This window comes from Mycobacterium sp. NPDC050041, assembly GCF_049541695.1.
Taxonomy (GTDB): domain Bacteria; phylum Actinomycetota; class Actinomycetes; order Mycobacteriales; family Mycobacteriaceae; genus Mycobacterium.
Map to the genome: position 1 here is coordinate 24749 of NZ_JBMVDG010000014.1, position 22751 is coordinate 47499.

The 22751-nt window shown below is 71.4% G+C and carries 25 protein-coding genes; 16 read left to right on the top strand and 9 right to left on the bottom strand.

What is annotated here, in order from left to right:
- Positions 1-2: 2 nt before the first annotated feature.
- Both pyrF and ACPCHZ_RS27930 read left to right on the top strand, forming a co-directional pair.
- Positions 3-815 carry an orotidine-5'-phosphate decarboxylase gene (gene pyrF, locus ACPCHZ_RS27925; protein WP_423487723.1) on the top strand — a complete coding sequence of 271 codons (813 nt, stop codon included), beginning with the start codon at positions 3-5 and terminating at the stop codon, positions 813-815.
- On the top strand, positions 812-1303 hold the full coding sequence (locus ACPCHZ_RS27930; RefSeq protein ID WP_423487724.1) for a hypothetical protein: 492 nt from the start codon (positions 812-814) through the stop codon (positions 1301-1303). Before pyrF ends, ACPCHZ_RS27930 begins: the two co-directional genes overlap by 4 nt.
- A 17-nt stretch (positions 1304-1320) precedes the next feature.
- On the opposite strand, the gene ACPCHZ_RS27935 is transcribed toward ACPCHZ_RS27930, so the two are convergent.
- Both ACPCHZ_RS27935 and ACPCHZ_RS27940 read right to left on the bottom strand, forming a co-directional pair.
- Positions 1321-1644, bottom strand: coding sequence for a hypothetical protein (locus ACPCHZ_RS27935; RefSeq protein WP_423487725.1), 324 nt, complete (start codon positions 1642-1644; stop codon positions 1321-1323).
- A 151-nt stretch (positions 1645-1795) separates the two neighbouring features.
- On the bottom strand, positions 1796-2194 hold the full coding sequence (locus tag ACPCHZ_RS27940) for a hypothetical protein (RefSeq protein WP_423487726.1): 399 nt from the start codon (positions 2192-2194) through the stop codon (positions 1796-1798).
- Positions 2195-2704: 510 nt separating this feature from the next.
- Here ACPCHZ_RS27940 and mihF point away from each other — a divergent pair.
- The 5 genes from mihF to metK all read left to right on the top strand — a co-directional run bounded on the left by mihF (position 2705) and on the right by metK (position 6666).
- Positions 2705-3022, top strand: coding sequence for an integration host factor, actinobacterial type (gene mihF, locus ACPCHZ_RS27945; RefSeq protein ID WP_264016205.1), 318 nt, complete (start codon positions 2705-2707; stop codon positions 3020-3022).
- A gap of 8 nt (positions 3023-3030) precedes the next feature.
- Positions 3031-3606 carry a guanylate kinase gene (gene gmk / locus ACPCHZ_RS27950; RefSeq protein ID WP_423487727.1) on the top strand — a complete coding sequence of 192 codons (576 nt, stop codon included), beginning with the start codon at positions 3031-3033 and terminating at the stop codon, positions 3604-3606.
- Between the two features lie 94 nt (positions 3607-3700).
- Positions 3701-4024 carry a DNA-directed RNA polymerase subunit omega gene (rpoZ, locus tag ACPCHZ_RS27955; RefSeq protein ID WP_423487728.1) on the top strand — a complete coding sequence of 108 codons (324 nt, stop codon included), beginning with the start codon at positions 3701-3703 and terminating at the stop codon, positions 4022-4024.
- A 44-nt stretch (positions 4025-4068) separates the two neighbouring features.
- Entirely contained in the window at positions 4069-5325 is a 1257-nt protein-coding gene (gene coaBC, locus ACPCHZ_RS27960) for a bifunctional phosphopantothenoylcysteine decarboxylase/phosphopantothenate--cysteine ligase CoaBC (protein WP_364979694.1), read from the top strand.
- A gap of 132 nt (positions 5326-5457) precedes the next feature.
- The gene (metK, locus tag ACPCHZ_RS27965) at positions 5458-6666 is read left to right on the top strand and encodes a methionine adenosyltransferase (protein ID WP_423487729.1); all 1209 of its coding nucleotides are present in this window, start codon (positions 5458-5460) and stop codon (positions 6664-6666) included.
- Positions 6667-6672: 6 nt separating this feature from the next.
- On the opposite strand, the gene ACPCHZ_RS27970 is transcribed toward metK, so the two are convergent.
- From ACPCHZ_RS27970 to ACPCHZ_RS27985, 4 genes are read right to left on the bottom strand one after another with little or no spacing between them, the layout of a single operon-like run.
- A complete protein-coding gene (locus ACPCHZ_RS27970; protein ID WP_423487751.1) occupies positions 6673-8151 on the bottom strand; it encodes a flavin-containing monooxygenase in 1479 nt (492 codons plus the stop codon).
- 39 nt (positions 8152-8190) lie between these two features.
- Positions 8191-8559: a YdeI/OmpD-associated family protein gene (locus tag ACPCHZ_RS27975; RefSeq protein WP_364979700.1), complete on the bottom strand. Its 369-nt coding sequence runs from the start codon at positions 8557-8559 to the stop codon at positions 8191-8193.
- Positions 8556-9512, bottom strand: coding sequence for an alpha/beta hydrolase (locus tag ACPCHZ_RS27980; protein ID WP_423487730.1), 957 nt, complete (start codon positions 9510-9512; stop codon positions 8556-8558). The genes ACPCHZ_RS27975 and ACPCHZ_RS27980 overlap by 4 nt, the downstream gene beginning before the upstream one ends.
- Complete coding sequence (locus ACPCHZ_RS27985; RefSeq protein WP_423487752.1) at positions 9509-10468, bottom strand: alpha/beta hydrolase; 960 nt, start codon at positions 10466-10468, stop codon at positions 9509-9511. Before ACPCHZ_RS27985 ends, ACPCHZ_RS27980 begins: the two co-directional genes overlap by 4 nt.
- On the opposite strand from ACPCHZ_RS27985, the gene ACPCHZ_RS27990 reads away from it, so the two are divergent.
- The 8 genes from ACPCHZ_RS27990 to ribD are packed head-to-tail and all read left to right on the top strand — an operon-like array spanning position 10467 to position 19593.
- Positions 10467-11189, top strand: coding sequence for a lysoplasmalogenase (locus ACPCHZ_RS27990; RefSeq protein ID WP_423487731.1), 723 nt, complete (start codon positions 10467-10469; stop codon positions 11187-11189). The genes ACPCHZ_RS27985 and ACPCHZ_RS27990 overlap by 2 nt on opposite strands.
- Positions 11190-11243: 54 nt before the next feature.
- Entirely contained in the window at positions 11244-13190 is a 1947-nt protein-coding gene (locus ACPCHZ_RS27995) for a primosomal protein N' (RefSeq protein ID WP_423487753.1), read from the top strand.
- A gap of 37 nt (positions 13191-13227) precedes the next feature.
- Complete coding sequence (locus ACPCHZ_RS28000; RefSeq protein WP_423487732.1) at positions 13228-15039, top strand: DUF2207 domain-containing protein; 1812 nt, start codon at positions 13228-13230, stop codon at positions 15037-15039.
- Entirely contained in the window at positions 15033-15569 is a 537-nt protein-coding gene (locus ACPCHZ_RS28005) for a LemA family protein (RefSeq protein ID WP_423487733.1), read from the top strand. The genes ACPCHZ_RS28000 and ACPCHZ_RS28005 overlap by 7 nt, the downstream gene beginning before the upstream one ends.
- A 25-nt stretch (positions 15570-15594) precedes the next feature.
- Positions 15595-16527: a methionyl-tRNA formyltransferase gene (gene fmt, locus ACPCHZ_RS28010; RefSeq protein ID WP_423487734.1), complete on the top strand. Its 933-nt coding sequence runs from the start codon at positions 15595-15597 to the stop codon at positions 16525-16527.
- Positions 16524-17909 carry an RsmB/NOP family class I SAM-dependent RNA methyltransferase gene (locus ACPCHZ_RS28015; RefSeq protein ID WP_423487735.1) on the top strand — a complete coding sequence of 462 codons (1386 nt, stop codon included), beginning with the start codon at positions 16524-16526 and terminating at the stop codon, positions 17907-17909. Before fmt ends, ACPCHZ_RS28015 begins: the two co-directional genes overlap by 4 nt.
- A gap of 5 nt (positions 17910-17914) precedes the next feature.
- Positions 17915-18595, top strand: a complete 681-nt coding sequence (gene rpe, locus ACPCHZ_RS28020) for a ribulose-phosphate 3-epimerase (RefSeq protein ID WP_423487736.1) — start codon at positions 17915-17917, stop codon at positions 18593-18595.
- Positions 18592-19593, top strand: coding sequence for a bifunctional diaminohydroxyphosphoribosylaminopyrimidine deaminase/5-amino-6-(5-phosphoribosylamino)uracil reductase RibD (gene ribD, locus ACPCHZ_RS28025; RefSeq protein ID WP_423487737.1), 1002 nt, complete (start codon positions 18592-18594; stop codon positions 19591-19593). Before rpe ends, ribD begins: the two co-directional genes overlap by 4 nt.
- On the opposite strand, the gene ACPCHZ_RS28030 is transcribed toward ribD, so the two are convergent.
- The gene (locus tag ACPCHZ_RS28030; RefSeq protein ID WP_423487738.1) at positions 19590-20018 is read right to left on the bottom strand and encodes an ester cyclase; all 429 of its coding nucleotides are present in this window, start codon (positions 20016-20018) and stop codon (positions 19590-19592) included. The two genes, ribD and ACPCHZ_RS28030, sit on opposite strands and share 4 nt — an antisense overlap.
- A gap of 187 nt (positions 20019-20205) precedes the next feature.
- Between ACPCHZ_RS28030 and ACPCHZ_RS28035 the strand changes: the two genes are divergently transcribed.
- Positions 20206-20358, top strand: a complete 153-nt coding sequence (locus ACPCHZ_RS28035) for a hypothetical protein (protein ID WP_423487739.1) — start codon at positions 20206-20208, stop codon at positions 20356-20358.
- Position 20359: 1 nt separating this feature from the next.
- Here ACPCHZ_RS28035 and ACPCHZ_RS28040 read toward each other — a convergent pair whose 3' ends face one another.
- Together ACPCHZ_RS28040 and ACPCHZ_RS28045 are read right to left on the bottom strand one after the other, a co-directional pair.
- Positions 20360-22036, bottom strand: a complete 1677-nt coding sequence (locus ACPCHZ_RS28040; protein WP_423487740.1) for an MFS transporter — start codon at positions 22034-22036, stop codon at positions 20360-20362.
- A complete protein-coding gene (locus ACPCHZ_RS28045; protein WP_364979732.1) occupies positions 22036-22749 on the bottom strand; it encodes an LppX_LprAFG lipoprotein in 714 nt (237 codons plus the stop codon). The genes ACPCHZ_RS28040 and ACPCHZ_RS28045 overlap by 1 nt, the downstream gene beginning before the upstream one ends.
- Positions 22750-22751: the final 2 nt, after the last annotated feature.

Consider the following 22751-nt stretch of genomic DNA (forward strand, 5'->3'; position numbering starts at 1 on the left):
CCGTGCCGGGATTCGGTCGTCGGCTCGCCGAGGCGGTGGCGCGCAGCGGGCCGCTGTGCCCGGGCATCGATCCGCATCCCGCGCTGCTGCGGGACTGGGGGCTGCCCGCGGGGGTGGACGGCCTGCGGTCGTTCTGCCAGACGTGTGTGGCGGCGTTCGGCGACTTCGCGATCGTCAAGCCGCAGGTGGCGTTCTTCGAGGCCTATGGCGCCGCGGGCTTCGCGGTGCTCGAGGAGACCATCGGCGAGCTGCGGGCGGCCGGCGTGCTGGTGCTCGCCGACGCCAAACGGGGCGACATCGGCTCCACCATGGCGGCGTATGCCGAGGCGTGGGCCGGTGACTCGCCGCTGGCCGCGGACGCCGTCACCGCGTCGCCGTACCTCGGCTTCGGCGCGCTGCAACCGCTGCTGGACACCGCCGCCGCCCACGACAGGGGAGTCTTCGTGCTGGCCGCGACGTCGAACCCGGAAGGTGCGTCGGTGCAACGCGCACTGGTCGACGGGCGCACGGTCGCGCAGTCCGTCGTCGACGCCGCCGCGGCCGTCAACCGGGCCACCGAGCCAGGATCGGTCGGCGTCGTGGTCGGCGCCACGCTGGCGGAACCGCCGGACGTGAGCGCCCTCGCCGGTCCCGTGCTGGTGCCGGGTGTGGGCGCGCAGGGCGGGCGGCCCGAGGCGCTCGGCGGCCTCGGGGGTGCACTGCCGGGCCAACTGCTTCCCGCGGTGTCGCGGGAGGTGCTGCGCGCCGGGCCCGACGTCGCGGCGCTGCGGGCGGCAGCCGAACGGATGCGCGACGCGGTGGCGTACCTGGCATGACGCCGGCCTACGACGCCGCGCAGTGGAACGACTTCGCGCAGACGGTCGCCGGCGGCGCGGCGGCGCTCGCCGGCCTGCTGTTCGTGGGGCTGTCGCTGAACCTGGCCGAGGTGCTGAAGTTCCCGGGAGTGCCTGCCCGCGCCGGCGCCACCCTGGGACTGACCATCGCCGTCCTGCTCACCGCGGTGTTCCTCGCCACGCCCGGCCAGCATGCCGGTGCCCTGGCCGCCGAACTGCTGGCACTGGGGTTCTGCTCGGCGGGCGGCGCGGTCCTCGCGGGCATACTCCAGCGTCGCGTGCGGGGGGCGCGGTGGGCGGCGTATACGACGCTGACGCTGTTCCTGCCCGGCGCACTGCTGATGGCAGGCGCGGTGTCGTTGTGGCTGCAGGCAGGTGGCGGGCTGTACTGGATCACCGCCGCGGTGACGGCGGGCTTCGCCGCCGCCACCGCGAACGCGTGGGTGCTGCTGGTGGAGATCAAGCGGTGAGCGCCTGACCCCCTCCGCTACAGCGGAATCCAGGTGCCGAGGAACCAGAAGCCCCACCCGTGACCGTTGCCCGCGGGCATCGGGGTGACCTGCTGGCCACGCCAGTTGAACGGACGGTGGTCGTTGCGTGCCTGGTCGACTCCGCGTCCCTGCCAGTCGTTCCCGGCGGGCGCGGGTGCGCGGTTGTCGCGCTGCTGACCGGGACCGCACGCCTGGCCGTGCTGCGCGCCGCACGGCTGCGGCGGCTGGGCGGACGCCGTACCGAGGCCGACGCCGAACGCACCGGCGAGTCCGACTCCGGCGGCCAGGGTCGACGCGTAAAGGGCTCGCTTGAAGGTCATCTCTGCCTCTCCACTTCTGCTGGGTGCGGCGCTGGTTCGCCGCACGGGGCGACGCTACGAACCGCGCATGGGTGCACCCTGTGTCCGGTCGAGGCGTGCGCTGTGCGTTCGATCACGAGATGAAAACGGTTGCGCCGCAGACATCGTCGCCTCACAGCGGGATCCACAGTCCGAAGAACCAGAAGCCCCAGTTGCGGTATTCGGGGTTGAAGATCGGCGTCACCCAGCTCCCGCGATAGTTGAACGGCTGATGGTCGTAACGTCCCTGGTCGATGCCGCGCCAGGCCTGATCGCGCGGCGGTGGCGGGGGAGCGTCCCACCTCGGCCCACCGGGGCCGTCGGGCCGGCCAGGGCCACCGGGCCCACCCGGTCCGCCGGGTCGTCCCGGGTCGCCGTGTCCGTTCTGCGCAGGTCCGCCCGGGCCGCGGCAGTCGCCGGAACGGCAGGGCTGCCCCGGCTGCGCGACGGCCACCGCCGGGGTGCCCGCCAGCGCCGCGGCGCCGATGACCACGGCTGTCGCGGTCGCATAGGTCAGACGTCTGATGTCCATGTGAGCTTCTCTCCGAGGTGAACGCCACCTCTGATGTGGGACCCCGACCAGGCCAAGCTAGTTAGCCAAGCTAGGTGTCGGCTGTCCCGACCGTGGGAGCGAGCTGGGCACACCCGACCGGGCGGAAACTGACGTGCCCGTCAGTGCAGCAACACGCCCGACACGCCACGACCTGGGAAAATTTCCCCAAACTGCGAGGTGACGGGTCGGCGGTCGGCCACCTGCAAACATCCCGGCCACCGGTTCGGCCGGGGAGCGGCGGCAAAAAGTGCACTTGTACAGGCAAAACAGGGTGGCCGCGGGTCCGCGGACATCGGTGGGGCGCGGTCCTCGCGCATGTGGCCGCGCGCCGGCGGGCGTACTACAACCTGCGGTTTTGACGCGACAACGCGGGGGGTGGGGTTAGCGTTCGTCAGACTGCGTGGGTACGGTCGTCGACGCTGGCTGGTTTGACCAGCCGAGACAAGTAAATGATGGCCCCAAGTAATTGCCAGAGACGGAGGAACACCCGTGGCCCTTCCCCAGTTGACCGACGAACAGCGCGCGGCAGCGTTGGAGAAGGCTGCTGCCGCTCGTCGAGCGCGTGCCGAGCTCAAAGACCGGCTCAAGCGTGGCGGCACCAACCTCAAGCAGGTGCTCAAGGATGCCGAGACCGACGAGGTCTTGGGCAAGATGAAGGTTTCCGCGCTGCTGGAAGCACTGCCGAAGGTCGGCAAGGTGAAGGCGCAGGAGATCATGACCGAACTCGAGATCGCCCCGACCCGCCGCCTGCGCGGACTCGGCGATCGTCAGCGCAAGGCCCTGCTCGAAAAGTTCGACCAGAACTAGGCGCCTAGGTGAGTCCCGGCCGAGGGGCCGGACGCGTCATCGTGCTGTCCGGCCCCTCAGCCGTCGGGAAATCCACCGTGGTCCGCTGTCTGCGTGAACGGATCCCCGATCTGCACTTCAGCGTCTCGGTGACCACCAGGGCTCCGCGTCCGGGTGAGGTCGACGGCGTCGACTACACCTTCGTGACGTCGGAGCGGTTCCAGCAGCTCATCGATACCGGTGCGCTGCTCGAATGGGCCGAGATCCATGGTGGCCTGCACCGCTCGGGCACGCCGAGGCAACCCGTGGTCGATGCGACCGAGGCCGGTCACCCGGTGCTGATCGAGGTGGATCTCGCCGGCGCGCGTGCCGTCAAAGCCGCGATGCCCGAGGCAGTCAGCGTGTTCCTCGCCCCGCCCAGCTGGGAGGCGCTCGAGCAGCGACTCGTCGGGCGCGGCACCGAAACCACCGAGGTGATGGCCCGCCGACTGGCCACCGCGCGCACCGAACTGGCCGCTCAGCAGGACTTCGACGAGGTCGTCGTCAACAGCCGATTGGAGTCGGCCTGCTCGGAATTGGTATCCTTGCTGGTGGGCACCGATTGACACCACGCGCCGACCGGTCCTGCTGGGCCGGTGCGAGCCGCCCCCAGGTCGCCGAACAGCCATCGAACTTGATGCACACCGCCAGGAGAATTCTTTGAGCACCCCCCACGCCGACGCGCAGCTGACCGCTGTGGAAGACCGGTCCGTCGATACGATCGCCGCCGGCTCCTACGACACGCCGTTGGGCATCACCAATCCGCCCATCGACGAGCTGCTGAGTCGCGCGTCCAGCAAGTACGCCCTGGTGATCTACGCAGCCAAGCGCGCCCGCCAGATCAACGACTACTACAACCAGCTCGGCGACGGCATCCTCGAGTACGTCGGCCCGCTCGTCGAGCCGGGGCTGCAGGAGAAGCCGCTCTCGATCGCGATGCGCGAGATCCACGAAGACCTGCTCGAGCACACCGAGGGCGAGTAAGCGCCGGGTAGGCCCGTGATGAGCCTGGTGGGCGAGAAGACGACGTGACGACAGACCGCAAGCGGATCATCGTCGGCGTCGCCGGAGGCATCGCCGCCTACAAGGCGTGCACCCTGATCCGCCAGCTCACCGAGGCCGGGCACTCCGTGCGCGTGGTGCCCACCGAGTCCGCACTGCGGTTCGTCGGTGCCGCGACGTTCGAGGCGCTGTCGGGCAATCCCGTGCACACCGGGGTCTGGGACGACGTCCACGAGGTCCCGCACGTGCGTTTCGGCCAGGAGGCCGATCTGGTGGTCGTCGCTCCGGCGACCGCCGACCTGCTGGCCAGGGCCGTCGCCGGCCGCGCCGACGATCTGCTCACCGCCACGCTGCTGACCGCCCGATGTCCGGTGCTGTTCGCGCCGGCCATGCACACCGAGATGTGGTTGCACCCGGCCACCGTGGACAACGTCGCCACGCTGCGGCGCCGCGGGGCCGTCGTCCTGGAGCCCGCGTCGGGGCGGCTCACCGGCGCCGACAGCGGTGCCGGACGGCTGCCGGAGGCCGAGGAGATCGCCACCCTGGCCCAGTTGCTGCTGGCCCGCGGCGACGCGCTGCCCTACGACCTGGCCGGCGTGAAGGTCCTGGTGACCGCCGGCGGCACCCGCGAACCCATCGACCCGGTGCGCTTCATCGGCAACCGCAGCTCGGGCAAGCAGGGCTACGCGATGGCCCGCGTACTGGCCCAGCGCGGGGCGGACGTGACCCTGATCGCCGGGAACACCGCAGGCCTCGTCGATCCCGCGGGCGTCGACGTGGAGCGCATCGGCTCGGCGGCTCAGCTCAAGGACGCCGTGTCCAAGCACGTGCCCGACGCTCACGTGCTGGTGATGGCGGCCGCCGTCGCCGACTTCCGGCCGACGCAGGTGCAGACCAGCAAGATCAAGAAGTCCGGCGACCCCGACGCCGCGGCGCCGGGGATCGAACTCACCCGCACCGACGACGTGCTGGCAGGCGCCGTGCGCGGACGTGCCGACGGTCAGCTGCCCAACATGCGGGCGATCGTCGGATTCGCCGCCGAGACCGGCGATGCGAACGGCGACGTCCTGTTCCACGCAAGGGCCAAGCTCGCTCGCAAGGGCTGCGACCTGCTGGTGGTGAACGCCGTCGGTGACAACCGGGCGTTCGAGGTGGAGGACAACGCCGGCTGGCTGCTGGCGTCCGACGGCACCGAGTCGGCCCTGGAGCACGGTTCGAAGACGTTGATGGCCAGTCGTATCGTGGACGCGATCGTGGGGTTCCTGCACAGCAACGACGAGTGATCTTCAGCGCACGCACCACAATGCGCGAAAGGGTTGCGCATGGGCGAGGGACACGCTTGGGTGCAACAGGACACGAACATAATTTGATTGACTAACTATCTCGAGAGAGCTCGAACGGAAGGATGCACCACCGTGAGCAAAGGTCGGCTGTTCACCAGTGAGTCGGTGACCGAGGGCCACCCCGACAAGATCTGCGACGCGATCAGCGACTCGGTGCTCGATGCGCTGCTCGCCGCCGATCCGCGTTCGCGCGTCGCGGTGGAGACGCTCGTGACCACGGGTCAGGTGCACGTCGTCGGTGAGGTGACCACGTCGGCCAAGGAAGCGTTCGCCGACATCACCAACACCGTGCGGGCCCGCATCCTCGACATCGGCTACGACTCGTCCGACAAGGGTTTCGACGGCGAGACCTGCGGCGTCAACATCGGCATCGGCGCACAGTCGCCCGACATCGCCCAAGGCGTGGACACCGCCCACGAGACACGCGTCGAAGGCGCGGGCGATCCGCTGGACCTGCAGGGCGCCGGTGACCAGGGCCTGATGTTCGGATATGCGATCAAGGACACCCCCGAGCTGATGCCGCTGCCGATCGCGCTGGCCCACCGGCTGGCCCGGCGGCTGACCGAGGTCCGCAAGAGCGGCGTGCTGGACTACCTGCGGCCCGACGGCAAGACCCAGGTGACCGTGCAGTACGACGGCACCACGCCGGTCCGGCTGGACACCGTCGTGCTGTCCACGCAGCACGCGGCGGGCATCGACCTCGACGGCACCCTGACCCCTGACATCCGCGAGAAGGTGGTCAACACCGTGCTGGCCGACCTCGGCCACGACACCATGGACACCTCCGACTTCCGGCTGCTGGTCAACCCGACCGGCAAGTTCGTGCTCGGCGGCCCGATGGGCGACGCCGGTCTGACCGGCCGCAAGATCATCGTCGACACCTACGGCGGCTGGGCCCGCCACGGTGGCGGCGCCTTCTCGGGCAAGGATCCGTCCAAGGTCGACCGTTCGGCGGCCTACGCGATGCGCTGGGTGGCCAAGAACGTCGTCGCCGCCGGTCTGGCGGAGCGGGTCGAGGTGCAGGTGGCCTACGCGATCGGCAAGGCTGCCCCGGTCGGGCTGTTCGTCGAGACCTTCGGCACCGCGACCGTCGATCCGGACATCATCGAGAAGGCGATCACCGAGGTGTTCGACCTGCGTCCTGGCGCGATCGTGCGCGACCTCGACTTGCTGCGCCCGATCTATGCGAACACCGCCGCGTACGGTCACTTCGGCCGCACCGACATCGATCTGCCGTGGGAGCGGCTCGACAAGGTCGACGCCCTGAAGAACGCCGTCTAGGCCGCGCTACCCGCTGAACGCGTAGTCGTCCAGCGGGAACCGGCGGCTACGCCAGGACGCCTCGAGCGTGGTCGCCGGCCGCAGCGGCACGTCGCCGTTCTTGTCGAAGTAGTAGCTGTTGGCCTTCTGGCAGCTGTCCTGCCAGAAGATCTGGCGGTGCCGCTTGCGCATCATCTCCGCGAAGTAGCGGTCGTTGGCCTCCTGCGTCACCTCGACGCGGCTGGCCTGCTCGTCGCGGGCCCGCCGCAGGCACCGCACGATGTGGCGGGTCTGCGTCTCGATCAGCGCGAAGAACGACGATCCCACGTAGCCGTAGGGCCCGCAGATGTTGAAGAGGTTGGGGAAGCCGGGGACGCTGACGCCCTCGTAGGCCTGCATCCGGTGCTCGTTCCAGAAGTCGGCGAGCGAGCGGCCCCCGATCCCGGTGACGGCGAACGTGCCCGAGTCCACGTCCATCACCCGGAAACCGGTCGCGAGGATCAGCACGTCGGCGTCGTGATGCTCGCCGTCGGTGGTGTCCACGCCGGAGGGCGTCACCTTCGCGATCGGATCCGTCACCAGCCGCACGTTGTCCCGGTTGTAGGTGGACAGGTAGCTGTTGTGGAAGCCGGGCCGCTTGCACCCGACGGCGTACTGCGGCGTCAGCTTCTCCCGCAGCACGGGATCCTTGACCTCCTTGCGCAGGTACGCCCGGCCGACCTTCTCCGCCCGGCCCGCGAGCGGGACGACGCCGTGGTACTGCGCCGAGATCGGGAACGTCACCTCGACGAAGGCCTGACTGAGCAGCCGCTGCACCGCACTGCCGCCGGGCAGCCGCATCAGCCCGCGCACCGGCGACGGCAGCGGCACGTCGAACTTCGGGAAACACCAGATCGGCGTGCGCTGGAAGACGGTGAGCTGCTCGACGATCGGGGCGATCTCGGGGATCACCTGCACCGCCGAGGCGCCGGTGCCGATGATCGCCACCCGCTTGCCGGTGAGGTCCTGACCGTGGTCCCAGCGCGCGGTGTGCAGCGTGACGCCGGCGAAGCTGTCCACTCCGGCGATGTCGGGCGGCTTCGGGACGTTCAGCACGCCGGCCGCATTGATCAGGAACCGGGCGGTGACAGTGTCGCCCGCGTCGGTGGACAGCCGCCACACGTTGTCCTGCTCGTCGAACGCGGCGCCGGTGATCTCGGTGTCGAACCGGATCTTGTCGCGGATGCCGTATTTCTCGACGCAGTGCTCGGCGTAGGCCTTCAGTTCGTGGCCCGGGGCGTAGGTGCGCGACCAGTGCGGGCTCTGCTCGAACGAGAACTGGTAGGAGAACGACGGGATGTCGACGCCGATGCCGGGGTAGGTGTTCCAGTACCAGGTGCCACCGGCCTCGGCTCCGGCTTCGACGATCAGGTAGTCACCCAACCCGGCGCGGTCGAGTTCGATCGCCGTGCCGATGCCGGAGAAGCCGGCGCCGACGACCACGGTCCGGTAGTCGGGTGCGGTCATGGCCCTCCTGTCGTCACCGTCGACGCGCATGCGCCCACGCTACCCGTGGCCCGTCGGCCACCGCCCGTCCGCTTTCGCCGCCTGCACCTGGCGCAGCCCGGCCTCGCGCATCCGGCCGGAGTCGATGAGGCGTTGGACTCGTTGCACATTCGACGCCGACCACGGGCTGCGCGGCTTGCGCGGACTGAACCGCTGGACCCGCGACACGTCGTCGTACCTGCGGGCGAGGCTGTCGATCCAGCCGAAGCACAGCGCCGCCTCCACCGCCTCGCCGTAACTCATTCCGGGTTCCGGGGCGTTCTTGTTGTAGAGCCGCAGCCAGATCTCGGTCGCCGAATCATGGTGGCGGGTCAGCCAGTCCTCCCATTCGCCGGTGGTGCGGGCGTCGAGGATCTCGGGGTCGCTCACCGGCCGTGCAGGGCGGCGCGCAGCGCCGACAGTCCGCGGTCGGTCGCCTCTGCGGCCGCGGGCACCACGGCGGCGAAACTCACGTACCCGTGCACCAGGGCAGGCTCGTTGCGCAGTTCCACCGCCACCCCCGCTGTGCGCAGATGGTCGGCGTAACGGGCGCCGTCATCGCGCAGCGGATCGTGTTCGGCGGTGCCGATGAACGCAGGCGGCAGGTCGGTCAGGTCGCCGAAGTTGGCCGGCGCCAGGGTCGGCGGCAGCCCGGCCGGCTCGCTCATCACGGTCTCGGGCAGATACCACCGCAGGAACGCCTCGGCCATGTCGCGGTCGAGGACCGGCGCGTCGGCGTTCTGCACGAACGACGGCAGCGTCATGTCCCCGGTGGTGGGCGGGTACCACAGCAGCTGAAACACCAGCGGCGGCCCGCCCTGGTCGCGGGCCAGCTGCGCCACCACCGCCGAGATGTTGGCACCCGCCGAATCGCCGGCGACCGCGATCCGCGCCGGATCGCCGCCGAGCTCGGCGGCGTGGCGGCCGACCCAGCGCAGCGCCGCCCAGGAGTCGTCGATGCCTGCCGGCCACGGATGTTCCGGCGCAAGCCGGTAGTCGACCGACACCACGATCGCCGTCGCGCCGAGGGCATGGGCCCGGGCCACCCCGTCGTGGGTGTCCAGGTCGCCGAGGCACCAGCCGCCGCCGTGGAAGTACACCACCACCGGCAACGGGCCGGACTCCTCGACGGGTGGCCAGTAGATCCGGACGGGGACGTCGGTGACGTCGCCGTACCCGACGGTGCGTTCCTCGATCCGCATGGGCGGCAACGTCTCCGGCCGCGGCCTCACCTGACGCATCTTCTCCCGGGCGACCTCGACACCCTCGGCGGCGTCGAACTTCAACGGCACCAGGTCGAGCAGCGCACGCATCGTCGGGTCGATGCCCGTGCGGTCGGTCATGGCCGCACGGCGGCGAAGGCCGCACGCAGCGCCGCCAGTCCCCGGTCCATCGCCTCCGTCGCCGCGGGCACTATGCCGGCGTAGCCGAGATAGCCGTGCACCAGGGTCTCGGCGTTGTCCAACTCGACCGGTACCCCTGCGGCGGAGAGCAATTCGCTGTAGCGGATGCCGTCGTCGCGCAGCGGGTCGTGGCCCGCGACGGCGATGTAGGCCGGCGGCAGCCCGCTCAGATCGGCCGCCCGGGCGGGCACCAGCGTGGCAGGCGGGTCCGTCAGATCCACGTCTCCGGCGTACCAGCGCGAGAATGCCTTGGTCGCCGCGGTGTTCAGAATGGGGGCGTCGGCGTTCTCCCGGAATGACGGCAACGACGAGTCCCACGTGGTGGCCGGATACCACAGCAGCTGATGGCACAGCGCCGGTCCGCCCGCGTCGCGGGCCAGCTGTGCGACCACGGCCGCGAGGTTGCCGCCCGCCGAATCGCCGGCGACGGCCAACCGGTCACCGTCGGCGCCGAGCTCGCCGGCGTGTTCGGCCGCCCATTGCGTTGCGGCCCAGACATCGTCGACGGCGGCGGGGTAGGGGTGCTCCGGAGCCAGCCGGTAATCCACCGACACCACCACGGCGCCCGCACCCGCGGCGTGCTGGCGGGCGGTGTTGTCGTAGGTGTCCAAATCGCCGACCACCCAGCCGCCGCCATGCAGCCAGACCAGCACCGGTGGCGGTGCCGAACTCACTTCGGGCGGCCAGTACACCCGGACCGGGATCGGCCCGCCCGGCCCGTCGACCGTGCGGTCCTCGACACGCAGCTCCGGCAGCACGGGCGTGCGGGGCAGTTCGCGGAACCGGCGGCGGGCGTTCTCCGGTCCGCCGTCGGTTGTCAACTGGAACGGCACCGCCTCCAGTACCTTCATCAGAATGGCGTCGACGGCCGGCTTCTCTGGCTCTTCACTACCCATGGACACGACGACACCGTACGCCCGCCGGATCCGGACACTGTGGCTGGCCGCGGCCGTCATCGGCGCCCTGTACGGGGTGTTCCTCCTCGTCACCGCGCTGCGGTTGCCCGCCGGGTCGGAGCTGACCGGACAGTTCGCGCTGCAACCGGCGCTCAAGGCGCTGCCGGCGGTCCTGCTCGCGGTGGCCGCCGCGAGCCACCGGATCGGCCGGGAGCGGCGGTGGCTGGTGCCTGCGCTGGTGTTCTCCGCTGCCGGTGACTTCCTGCTCGCCATGCCGTGGTGGGAGCCGTCCTTCGTGCTCGGCCTCGCGGCGTTCCTCGTGGCCCATCTGTGCTTCCTGCTTGCGCTGGTGCCGCTCGTCTCCCCGTCGACGCCGAGGCTGGTGGCCGCTGCGGTCACCGTCGTGGCGTGCGCGGCGCTGCTGGTCTGGTTCTGGCCGTCGCTGACCGCGGACGGGATGGCGCTGCCGGTGACGCTCTACATCTCGGTGCTCGGCGCGATGGTGTGCGCGGCGCTGCTCGCCCGGCTGCCGACACCGTGGACCGCGGTGGGCGCCGTGTGCTTCGCGGTGTCCGACGCCATGATCGGGATCGGCCGATTCGTGCTGCGCTCCGAGGCGCTCGCCGTGCCGATCTGGTGGGCGTATGCGGCGTCGCTGCTGTTGATCACCGCCGGGTTCTTCGTCGGCCGGACGTCGGCGCCGTCTGCTACACCGGTCTAAGTGACCGATCCGAGGCAGCCCGCCGAGCACGAGCCCATCGCCCGGGTGGTGCCGATGCTCACGGTGCCGCACCTGGACCGTGACTTCGACTACCTGGTGACCGCCGAGCAGTCCGACGACGCCCAGCCGGGGGTCCGGGTGCGGGTCCGGTTCCACGGCCGACTCGTCGACGCCTTCGTGCTGGAGCGCCGCTCGGACACCGACCACGTGGGCAAGCTCGGCCGCCTGGACCGGGTGGTGTCGCCCGAACCCGTGCTGACACCGGACATCCGGCGCCTCGTCGACGCCGTCGCGGCCCGCTACGCCGGCACCCGGCCCGACGTGCTGCGGCTGGCGATCCCGCCCCGGCACGCCCGGGTGGAACGCGAGTCACCGCCGCCCGCAGTGGTTTCCGCGCACCAACCGCCCGATCCGGCGGGGTGGGGGCGGTATCAGCGCGGCGAACGGTTCCTTGCCGCGCTGGGGGAGAACCGCGCCGCACGCGCGGTATGGCAGGCGCTGCCGGGTGAGCGGTGGGCCGACCGGTTCGCCGAGGCCGCGGCCGCGGCGCTGTGCGGCGGGCGCAGCGTGCTGGCCGTGGTGCCCGACCAGAAGGACGTCGACGTGCTGGAGGCGGCCGTGGTCGCCCGCTGCGGTGCCGACGACACGGTGGCGCTGGCCGCGGGTCTCGGGCCTGCCGCACGGTACCGGCGGTGGCTGGCGGTGCTGCGCGGCCGTGCCCGGGTGGTGATCGGCACGCGCAGTGCGGTGTTCGCGCCGGTGCACGATCTCGGGCTGGTGCTGGTGTGGGACGACGGTGACGACTCGCTGTCCGAACCGCGGGCGCCCTATCCGCACGCCAGGGAGGTGGCGATGCTGAGGGCGCACCAGTTGCGTTGCGCGGCGGTCATCGGCGGCTGGACGCGCACCGCCGAGGCGCAGGCGCTGGTGCGGTCCGGTTGGGCCCACGACCTGGTGGCCGCGAGGCCCGTTGTGCGGTCGTGCTCGCCGCGGGTGGTCGGACTCGAGGACGGCGGCTACGCCGAGGAACGCGATCCCGCGGCCCGCTCCGCGCGCCTGCCGTCGGTGGCGTTGCGGGCCGCGCGCACGGCGCTCGATGCGGCACGGCCGGTGCTGGTGCAGGTGCCACGCCGCGGCTACGTGCCCTCGCTGGCGTGTGCGAAGTGCCGAACCGTGGCGCGGTGCAGGCACTGCGCGGGACCGCTGTCACTGCCGGAGCGGGGCGGCGAGGGCGCGGTGTGCCGCTGGTGCGGCAGGCATGATCCGATGTTGCGCTGCACGCGCTGCGGCTCGGGTGCGGTGCGGGCGGTGGTCGTCGGCGCCCGCCGCACCGCCGAGGAACTCGGCCGGGCGTTCCCCGGGCAGTCGGTGATCACGTCGTCGGGGGAGTCGGTCGTCGCGACGGTCGGCGACGGCCCGGCACTCGTGGTCGCCACCCCCGGGGCAGAACCCGCCGCCCCCCAGGGTTACGGCGCCGCGCTGCTGCTGGACAGCTGGGCGCTGCTGGGCCGCCAGGACTTGCGCGCCGCGGAGGACACGCTGCGGCGGTGGCTGTCGGTGGCCACGCTGGTCCGCCCGCGCGGCGACGGCGGCGTGGTCGTCGTGGTCGCCGAGACGTCGCTGCCCACCGTGCAGGCGCTCATCCGCTGGGATCCGGTCGGTCACGCCGAACTGGAACTCGATTCCCGCGCCGAGGTGGGCCTGCCGCCGAGCTCGCACATGGCCGCGCTCGACGGCATGCCGCCTGCGGTGACTGCGCTGCTGGAGGAGGCCGACTTCCCGGCGGGGACCGACGTGCTCGGGCCGGTCGAGCTGCCGCCCGGTGTGCGCCGGCCGGCGGGCCTGCCCGCGGGCGTGGAGGTGATCCGGATGCTGGTGCGCGTCGATCGTGGCCGTGGCCACGAACTGGCCGCCGCGCTGCGCCGGGCGATCGGCGTGCAGAGCGCGCGGCGCGAACACGAGCCGGTTCGGGTGCAGATGGACCCGTTGCACATAGGGTGAGTCGCACGCGGCGTGTCACGCCGGACGGGAGGTTCTCATGCGGCGGCCGATCGCATGGCTGATCACCGTGGGAGTCATCGCGATCGGGTTGCTCTGGCCACTCCTGCTGGAGGCCGGCGGCGGTGGCGGCCAGGTCGACGATCCGGTGGTGTTCAGCGACTACCGCGCCGAGTACACCGTCGCCGCCGACGGCACCCTGTATGCCACCGAGATCATCACCGCCGACTTCCCCGGCGGGCGGCACGGCCTGTTCCGGTACTGGGACGTCGGCAACCGGAACAGCCCGCACGTGCGGCAGATACCGGAGGTCACGTCGATCATCCTCGACGGCGCCCCCGCGAGCTACCGGATGCTCTGGGAGAGCGGCGACCGGTTCCGGGTGGCCAAGATCGGCGACGCCGACATCACGCTCGACGCAGGCGCGCACGTCTTCGAGATCCGCTACGCGATCCCCGGTGTGCTCGACCCCGGATCGACGGGCGCGGACCGGACGTTCGCCGCGACCACCGGTGAGCCCAACTCACGTTCGGCGTTCTACTGGAACGTCATCGCGCCGGCGTGGAACAACACCATCGAGCGGGCCGAGATCTCGGTGCGACTGCCCGGGCCGGTCACCGGGGCGCAGTGCAGTGTCGGGGTGGGCGTCGGTCAGGCCTGCCGCGACCTGGCGGTCGTCGGTGACACCGTGACCCTTCGGGCGCTGAACCTCGAGCCGGGCACGCCGGTGACGTTGCGCGCGGGCGTCGACGTCGCGCCGCCCGCCCGTGCCGAACTGCCGTGGAACTACCACTGGGACCGCATCTTCGGACGCTCGCTCAGCACTGCTGCCTGGGTCGCCGCGCTGACCGGACTGGGTGCCGCAGGCGGGTGGTTCTGGTCACGCAGGACACGCGAGGCGCCGCCGGGGTTCCCCCTGCAGTACGCGCCGCCGCCGGGTCTCGGGCCGGTGCAGGTGGAGTACATCCGCACCGAGGGCGTCCCCAAACACGGGTTGACGGCGACGCTGTTCCACCTGGCCGATCGCGGTCTGGTCGACCTGCGGCAGGTCAACGCCGACCAGTGGAACGTGCGGGGGGTGGCCGAACGCGGCGCCTGGGCCGACGTCGACCCGGTGAGTGTCGCGGTCGGATCGGCGCTCAAGGTGACGTCGCCCGGATCGGAGTTCGAGGCCAAGAAGGCCGTCTCCGCGGGCAAGAAGCTCGAGAAGGCCAAGAAGGAGATGGCCGACGCGGTCGAGAAGTGGGCGTTCGACGGCGGGCTGCTGGTGAAGCAGAAGAAAGAGCTGTGGGCCACGGCCGCCAGCGGTTTCGCATTCGTCCTCGCCGTGTGCGGGTTCTTCCGCTGGGGCTTCCCGGCCACGATGTGGGGGCTGCCGTTCGCCGCGTTCTTCCTGTTGTCACTGCAGTCGTGGAGGAAAGGGGTGGGCACCCGGCGTACCGCCGCCGGTCGCGAACTGTGGTCACAGGCGGGCGGATTCCACCGGATGCTGGCCACCGACTCGGCCGAGACCCGGTTCGACTTCGCCGCACGAAAGGACCTCTACACCGCCTACATGCCGTTCGCGGTCGCCGCGGGCGCCGCGGCGCTGTGGGCGGCGAAGTATCAGACCACCATGGGAATGCCTGCGCCGCAACCGGACTGGTACAACTCGTCGTCGTCGACGGGTTCTGCGTTCACCGGCTCCGCCGGCGGCGGCTTCGACAGCTTCGAGTCGGCGCTGTCGTCGTCGATCGGGGCCTACACTGCCTCGCAGGCGTCCTCGTCGTCGAGTAGCGGCAGCAGCAGCTCCAGCGGTGGAGGCGGCGGCGGCGGTGGTGGCGGCGGGGGCGGAGGAGGCGGCTCATGGTGAGATTCCTGCTCGTCCTGATCCTGGTGCTGGCCGTCGCGGTGCTGGTGGCATTCGTGATGGGCTACAACCGGCTTCGGGCCGCCGACGTCCGCGTCGCCGAGGCCCTCGCCGGCATCGACGTGGAGCTGACCCGGCGGGCCTCGCTGATCCCCGGCCTGGTGCACACCGTCACGACGTTCGCGGCGCACGAGAAGGCGATCCTCGACCACGTCACCGCGGCGCGCGCGGCACTGACGGCGGCCACCGGCAGCACATCCGTGACACAGCGCAGCACGGCCGAACGCGATCTCGACACCGCGGTGCGCGAAGTGGTCGCACTGGGACAGAACTATCCGCAGCTCTCGTCGTCGGGCATTTTCCTGCAGCTGCAGGAGAACCTCGCCGACACCGAGAACAAGCTGGCGTTCGCGCGCCAGTACTACAACGATGCGGTGGCCACGCTGAACCGGCTGGCCACCACCATCCCGTGGATGTTCGTCGCGCCGCTCGCGGGCACCACCGCGCGCGAGTACTACCAGACGCCGAGATGAGCCGGCGCTTCCCTAGACTGTCGCGGTGCGCATCGTCTTCGCCGGCACCCCGGATCCCGCCGTGCCGTCGTTGCGACGGTTGCTCGCCTCCCCGCGTCACGAGGTGATCGCCGTGCTCACCCGCCCGGACGCCGCCTCGGGCCGGCGCGGGAAGCCCTCGCCGTCGCCGGTCGCCGAGGTGGCGCTGGAACACGGCGTACCGGTGCTGCGCCCACAACGGCCCAACTCCGAGGAGTTCGTCGCCGAACTGAGCGCCCTGCAGCCGGACTGCTGCGCGGTGGTCGCCTACGGCGCCCTGCTGCGCGAGCCGCTGCTGGCCGTGCCCGCGCTCGGCTGGATCAATCTGCACTTCTCCCTGTTGCCCGCATGGCGGGGCGCCGCGCCCGTGCAGGCCGCGATCGCCGCGGGTGACACGGTGACCGGCGCCAGCACCTTCCTGATCGAGCCTGCGCTGGACTCCGGACCGGTCTACGGGGTGGTGACCGAGACCATTCGGCCCACCGACACCGCCGGTGCGCTCCTCGAACGCCTCGCGGTGTCGGGCGCCGCCCTGCTGGAGACCACCCTCGACGGCATCGCCGACGTTACCTTGACCGCGGTGCCGCAGCCCTCCGACGGGGTGACGGTGGCGCCGAAGATCACCGTGGACGAGGCCCGGGTGCGCTGGGACCTGCCCGCCCACGCCGTCGACCGCAGGATCCGCGCGGTCACGCCGAATCCCGGCGCCTGGACCATGATCGGTGACCTCCGGGTCAAGGTGGGGCCCGTCTCGATCGACGAGGCGGAGGCGGAGGCGCTCGCACCCGGCGAGATCCGGGTGTCGCGGGACGGCGTGCTGGTCGGCACCGGGTCGGCGGCCGTCCGGCTGGACCTGATCCAGCCACCGGGCAAGAAGATGATGAGCGCCGGCGACTGGGCCAGGGGCGCCCGCCTCGACGGGTCGGTCCGCGCGCAATGACCCGCCCGAAGAACACCAAGCGGCCCCGCCGGACTCCGCTCGATCCCGCTCGCCGGGCCGCCCTCGACGTCCTGCGGGCGGTGTCGGAGCGCGACGCGTACGCCAACCTGGCGTTGCCCGCCATGCTGCGGGAACGCGGGATCACCGGCCGCGACGCCGCTTTCGCGACCGAACTGACCTACGGCGCCTGTCGCACCCGCGGCCTGCTCGACGCCGTGATCGAGCACGCGGCCGGCCGGCCGGTCGACCGCATCGACCCGATGCTGCTCGACCTGCTGCGGCTGGGCGCCTACCAGTTGCTGCGCACCCGGGTGGAACCGCATGCCGCGGTGTCCACCACCGTCGAACAGGCGGGCATCGAATTCGACACGGCGCGAGCCGGTTTCGTCAACGGTGTGCTGCGCACCATCGGCAGGCGCGACGAACAGTCCTGGCTCGGCGAACTCGCGCCGTCCGCGGACACCGACCCCGTCGGCCACACGGCGTTCGTGCACGCCCACCCGCGCTGGATCGCGCAGGCGTTCAGCGATGCGCTCGGTGCGGACGCCGCACAGCTCGACGCCGTACTCGCGGCGGACAACGATCGACCGGTGGTGCACCTGGCCGCCCGCCCGGGTGTGCTCGGCGCCGACGCGCTGGCCGAGGCCGTCGGCGGCACCGTCGGCCGCTACTCGCCGTACGCCGTGCACCTGCCCGGCGGCGACCCCGGCGCCCTGCAACCTCTGCGCAACGGCACCGCCCTGGTCCAGGACGAGGGCAGTCAACTCGTGGCGCTGGCCCTGACACGCGCTCCGGTCGACGGCGACACCGGCCGCTGGCTCGACCTGTGCTCGGGACCGGGCGGGAAGACCGCGATGCTGGCGGCCATCGGCGCCGAGTCGGGCGCCCGGGTGACGGCCGTCGAACCCGCACCCGCCCGCGCCGACATGGTGCAGCAGAACACCCTTGGCCTGGGGGTCGACGTGGTGCGCGCCGACGGCCGCGACAGCGGGCTGACGCCCGGGTTCGACCGGGTGCTGGTCGACGCGCCGTGCACCGGCCTCGGCGCGCTGCGCCGCAGACCCGAAGCCCGCTGGCGCAGGCAACCCGGCGACGTGCCCGCCCTGGCGAAACTGCAGCGTGAACTCCTCGCCGCGGCGATCGCGCTCACCCGCCCCGGCGGCGTGGTGCTCTACGCCACCTGCTCGCCGCACCTGGCCGAGACAGTGGGCGTGGTGGCCGACGCGCTGCGCCGTCACCCGGTCACCGCGCTGGACGCCCGGCCGCTGTTCGCCGCGGGCCGCGAGCCGCTGCCCGACCTCGGCGACGGCCCGTACGTCCAGCTGTGGCCGCACCGGCACGGCACCGACGCGATGTTCGCCGCGGCGCTGGAAGTAGGGTGAAATCCATGCCGGAGCAACCGATGATCGCGCCGTCGATCCTGGCCGCCGACTTCGCCCGACTCGCCGACGAGACCGCCGTCGTGACGGGTGCCGACTGGCTGCACGTCGACGTGATGGACAACCACTTCGTGCCGAACCTCACGCTCGGCCTGCCGGTGGTGGAGTCGCTGCTCAAGGTCACCGACATTCCGATGGACTGCCATCTGATGATCGAGGACCCGGACCGCTGGGCGCCGCCGTACGCGGAGGCCGGCGCGTACAACGTCACGTTCCACGCCGAGGCGACGGACAACCCGGTGGGCGTGGCCCGTGACATCCGCGCCGCAGGCGCGAAGGCCGGACTCTCCGTCAAGCCGGGCACACCGCTGGAGCCGTACCTGGAGATCCTGCGCGACTTCGACACCCTGCTGGTGATGTCCGTCGAGCCCGGTTTCGGCGGCCAGAAGTTCATCCCCGAGGTGCTCGCGAAGGTCGCCACCGCCCGCCGGCTCGTCGACGCGGGCGAGTTGACGATCCTGGTCGAGATCGACGGCGGCATCAATGCCGACACCATCGAGGCGGCCGCCGAGGCGGGGGTGGACTGCTTCGTCGCCGGGTCCGCGGTGTACAGCGCCGACGATCCCGCGGCCGCCGTGGCGTCGCTGCGCCAACGGGCCGCAGGGGCATCCCGACACCTGGTGCTGTGACCCCCGAGGCCGCGATGCGGCTCGCCGTCGAACATGCCGACCGCGTCAAGGGCAGCACCTACCCGAACCCACCGGTCGGTGCGGTGATCCTCGACGCAGACGGCGAGGTCGCCGGCGTGGGTGCCACCGAGCCGCCGGGTGGGCCGCACGCCGAGGTGGTCGCGCTGCGGCGGGCCGGTGCCCGGGCGGCGGGCGGTACCGCGGTCGTCACGCTGGAACCCTGCAACCACCAGGGCCGCACGCCGCCCTGTGTGGACGCGTTGCTCGCGGCCGGGGTGTCCGCGGTCGCCTTCGCGGTCGCCGACCCCAACCCGGTGGCGGCCGGGGGAGCGGAACGGCTCGCCGCGGCCGGTGTCGACGTCGCGACCGGGTTGCTCGCCGACGTCGTCGCCGGTGGACCGCTGCGGGAGTGGCTGCACAAACAGCGGACCGGCCGCCCGCACGTCACCTGGAAGTTCGCCGCCAGCATCGACGGCCGCAGCGCCGCGGCCGACGGCAGCAGCCAGTGGATCACCGGTGAGGCGGCCCGCGCGGACGTGCACCGCAGGCGGGCCCGTGCGGACGCCATCGTGGTGGGCACCGGCACGGTGTTCGCCGACGATCCCGCGCTGACCGCCCGCAGGCCCGACGGCAGCCTGGCCGACCGGCAACCGCTGCGCGTCGTCGTCGGGGTGCGGGAGATCTCCTCCGAGGCGCGGGTGCTCGACGACGACTCGAGAACGATGGTGATCCGCACCCGCGACCCGCACGAGGTGATCCGCGCCCTCTCTGACCGCACCGACGTCATCCTGGAGGGCGGGCCGACGCTGGCCGGCGCCTTCCTGCGGGCCGGCGTCGTCGACCGGATCCTGGCCTACATGGCCCCGATCCTGCTGGGCGGGCCGATCACCGCGGTCGACGACGTCGGTGTGCCGACCATCACGGCGGCCCGCAGGTGGCGATTCGACGGCACGGACGCCGTCGGGCCCGACCTGCTGGTGAGCCTGATCCCGGCCTAGTCGATCGCCAAGCGGGCGGGCGGTGTCAGCGCTCCGACCTGATACAGCACGTCGAGTTCGTCGCGGATACCCCAGTGCTCGCACAACCGACCGCCTCGCGATCGGAAGAAGTGCGCCGTCTTCATGGCGAACGGCCTGCCGGTGACCGTCACACCCTCCGGCGACACCGCGTTGACACCGTGCGCGGTGGCCCGGATCGCGACAAAGTCGCCGGACTCCACGATGTCGTGGATCTCGTAGCGGACGCCGAGCACCTCCGTGACGAATGTGAGGATCGCGATGTACCCGTCGGGGCCCGGCGGCAGCGGCACCGGCGAGCCGTGGTCGACGAAGTCGTCGGTGACCAGGTCGTGGAGGCGGTCGAGCTGCCGGGTGTTGAGGGCGTCCATCACATGGGCGGCCAGGGCCGCGGTCGAGTTCGTCACCTCTTGTCGACGGGAGGGCGCTCGAAAAGGTTCACCCGGCGGGCAGCCGCTTCCGCCGGACTGTGGGCTATCTCGCCCTCGACGCGCGGCCACGGCAACTAAATGAGGTGCGACTCTCGGTACACTCGTGGCAGAGCGCTGTCACCGACGACCCACGCGCTGGTGACCCCGAGCAAAGGACTTGAGCGTGACTGCACTGCAGGACTGGCTCAGTATTCCCACCGTGACCCCGCAATCGGTGAAGACCTTCGTCTTCGCACCCCTCCGCAGCGTCCTGCCTAGCAAAAGGGAGGACCGCGGCGAGCCGACGCTGTTGCGCCCCGGCCTCGAGCGCTGCTGAGTCAGTCGGCCCGGTGCCGGCCCAGCTGCGGCTCCGCGCCCGCGGTGGCCGGGTCGCTGAGCACCGGCTCGTCGGCGCGTGGCGCTGAAGGCTCGTCGGCAGGGGGCGGCGCCGACTGCGCTTCGCCCGTCTCGTCGGCGTGCTGGTGGCGGCCCGCGATCAGCAGACCCAGCAGGGCGCCGATGATGCAGACGACGGCCGTCGCCAGGAAGATGTCGTGGAACTGCATCACGTACGCCTCGAGCGTCGCCTTGGTGTAACGGGTCGCCTGGGCGACCGCCTGCTCTCTGGGCGAGCTCACGACGGGCTGCGGCAGCTCGGCCAAGCGCTGGGCCAGCGCCTGGTTGAACCGGTAGAGGCCCCACGCCGAGAGCGCGGCGATACCGACGAGCATGCCGATCATGCGCGCCACCACCACCGCGGCCGAGGCGATGCCGTGCTGGGCGGCCGGCACCACCCGCAGCGTCGCCGAGGTCAGCGGACCGATCACCAGGCCCAGGCCGACGCCGGCGATCGCCAGGTCGGTGTCGAGCACCGGCAGTGACACGAACCCGAGGTCGTGGCGCGCCGAGAACAGGTCCACCGGCCACTTCGAGATCAGGAAGAACCCGCCTGCGGCGATCACCAGGCCGGCGAACGCCACGATCCGGTCACCGACCCGGCTGGCGATCCACCCGCCCAGCAGCGCGCCGACAGGAAGCGCGATCAGGAATCGGAGCAGCAGGAACGCGGCCTCGTTCTGGGACTGGCCGAGCACGCCCTGCCCGAACAATTCGACGTTGACCAGCGTCACCATCAGCGCTGCGCCCGCCGTCAGGGACGCCCCGAGTGCGGCCAGGAACGGCCGGAACCGCACGCCGGCCGGTTCGATCAGCCTGGTGCGGGCGAACCGCTCCCAGACGAAGAAGCCGACGGCGACCACCGCCGCGGCGATCAGCAGCGGCGCTCCGTAGTCGGGGAGGATCTTCTTGCCGTCCGGCGCGGGGTTGTAGAGCCCGATGACCACCAGGCCGAGCGTGACGGCGAGCAGCACTCCGCCGAACACGTCGACCTTCTGCGGCTCGTCGGTCTGTGCGCGCCCGGGCAGGCTGAAGTGGATCATCACCATCGCGATGACCGCCAGCGGCACGTTGACCCAGAACACCGCCTGCCAGTGGTGGAACGCCCAGACCATGGCGATGCCGTACACCGGGCCCAGCACGGCGCCGAGTTCCTGGGCGGCACCCACCCCGCCGAGCACGGCCGCGCGTTGGCGGCTGGCCCACAGGTCGGCGGCCAGCGCGAGGGTGACCGGCAGCAGTGCGCCGCTGGCGGCGCCCTGGATGGTGCGGCCGATGACCATCAGCACGAGGTCGGTCGACATCGCGGTGATCACCGACCCGACCGCGAACCCGGCGAGGCTGACCTGCAGCATCAGCTTGCGGCCGAACCGGTCGGAGGCCCGGCCGAGCAGCGGCATCGCGGCGATGTAGCCCAGCAGGTACCAGGTGATGATGGGCGTCACCCGCTGGATCTGATTGATCGCGATCCCGACGTCCATCATGATGTCGCGGATGATGGTGATCACGACGTAGGTGTCGAGCGCGCCCAGCAGCACCGCGAGGCTGCCTGCGCCCAGCGCGATCCCGCGGCTGCGCACCGTCGTTCTGGGCGTGGCTTCCACTGAAGGAGAAGTCATCACACCGCGGGCTTGGTGACGGTGACCGGCTTACCCCAGTCGGTGAACGTCATCGTGATGCTCACGCCGTCCTTGGGTTCCAGCCGGGCCTGGACCAGTTCCTTCTTGTCGTTCTCGGCGATCCATGCGGTGGCGGGCACCTGGCCGGTGGCGCCGAGCTGCGGGGCGATCGAGTTCACCGCTTCGGCGCTGACCGTGCCGGTCACCCGGACGGTGTCGGTGCCTGCGATGTTCTCGCGGCCGTCGGCCTTGGCGTCGGTGAAGTTGGCCAGCAGGTTGGCCAGTCCGCGGTTCGGGTCGAGGATCGCCGAGACGTCGAAGATGTCGGCGGCCGGACCGAAGTCCTGCAGACCGCTGCCCGGCGTGAGCGCGGCGTAGAGGGTGCCGTCGACGACGGCGAACTGCACACCTTCGAGGCGCTGACCCATCAGGGCGAGGTTGGTGGTGCCCTGCGCGGCCACGGCCGGGGTGTTGGTCAGGTCGCCTTCCAAGGTCTCGATCGGCAGCTCCGGGATCTCGCCCGTGGTCGAGAGCTGCAGGTGCGCACTCTGGTTTTCCCGGGTGGTCTTCGCGGAGTCCTGCAGCAGCGTCGTCGCGTCGGGGAGCGGCTCGCTCGACTGTTCCGGCGACGACGAACAGCCGGTCACCACCAGTGCGGTGGCGAAAAGGATTGCGATGAAGGCATGCAGGGCATGGCGTGGGCGCAGACGCATGA

Excerpts from the sequence above, each read along its gene's own strand:
- ACPCHZ_RS28015 (WP_423487735.1), top strand. The coding sequence starts at position 16,524 with ATGACCCGCCCGAAGAACACCAAGCGGCCCCGCCGGACTCCGCTCGAT.
- ACPCHZ_RS28000 (WP_423487732.1), top strand. The coding sequence starts at position 13,228 with ATGCGGCGGCCGATCGCATGGCTGATCACCGTGGGAGTCATCGCGATC.
- ACPCHZ_RS27970 (WP_423487751.1), bottom strand. The coding sequence starts at position 8,151 with ATGACCGCACCCGACTACCGGACCGTGGTCGTCGGCGCCGGCTTCTCC.
- ACPCHZ_RS27930 (WP_423487724.1), top strand. The coding sequence starts at position 812 with ATGACGCCGGCCTACGACGCCGCGCAGTGGAACGACTTCGCGCAGACG.
- ACPCHZ_RS27940 (WP_423487726.1), bottom strand. The coding sequence starts at position 2,194 with ATGGACATCAGACGTCTGACCTATGCGACCGCGACAGCCGTGGTCATC.
- ACPCHZ_RS27985 (WP_423487752.1), bottom strand. The coding sequence starts at position 10,468 with ATGGGTAGTGAAGAGCCAGAGAAGCCGGCCGTCGACGCCATTCTGATG.
- ACPCHZ_RS27935 (WP_423487725.1), bottom strand. The coding sequence starts at position 1,644 with ATGACCTTCAAGCGAGCCCTTTACGCGTCGACCCTGGCCGCCGGAGTC.
- rpe (WP_423487736.1), top strand. The coding sequence starts at position 17,915 with ATGCCGGAGCAACCGATGATCGCGCCGTCGATCCTGGCCGCCGACTTC.
- ACPCHZ_RS28005 (WP_423487733.1), top strand. The coding sequence starts at position 15,033 with ATGGTGAGATTCCTGCTCGTCCTGATCCTGGTGCTGGCCGTCGCGGTG.
- ACPCHZ_RS28045 (WP_364979732.1), bottom strand. The coding sequence starts at position 22,749 with ATGCGTCTGCGCCCACGCCATGCCCTGCATGCCTTCATCGCAATCCTT.
- ACPCHZ_RS27990 (WP_423487731.1), top strand. The coding sequence starts at position 10,467 with ATGGACACGACGACACCGTACGCCCGCCGGATCCGGACACTGTGGCTG.
- ACPCHZ_RS27980 (WP_423487730.1), bottom strand. The coding sequence starts at position 9,512 with ATGACCGACCGCACGGGCATCGACCCGACGATGCGTGCGCTGCTCGAC.
- ACPCHZ_RS28040 (WP_423487740.1), bottom strand. The coding sequence starts at position 22,036 with ATGACTTCTCCTTCAGTGGAAGCCACGCCCAGAACGACGGTGCGCAGC.
- ACPCHZ_RS27995 (WP_423487753.1), top strand. The coding sequence starts at position 11,244 with ATGCTCACGGTGCCGCACCTGGACCGTGACTTCGACTACCTGGTGACC.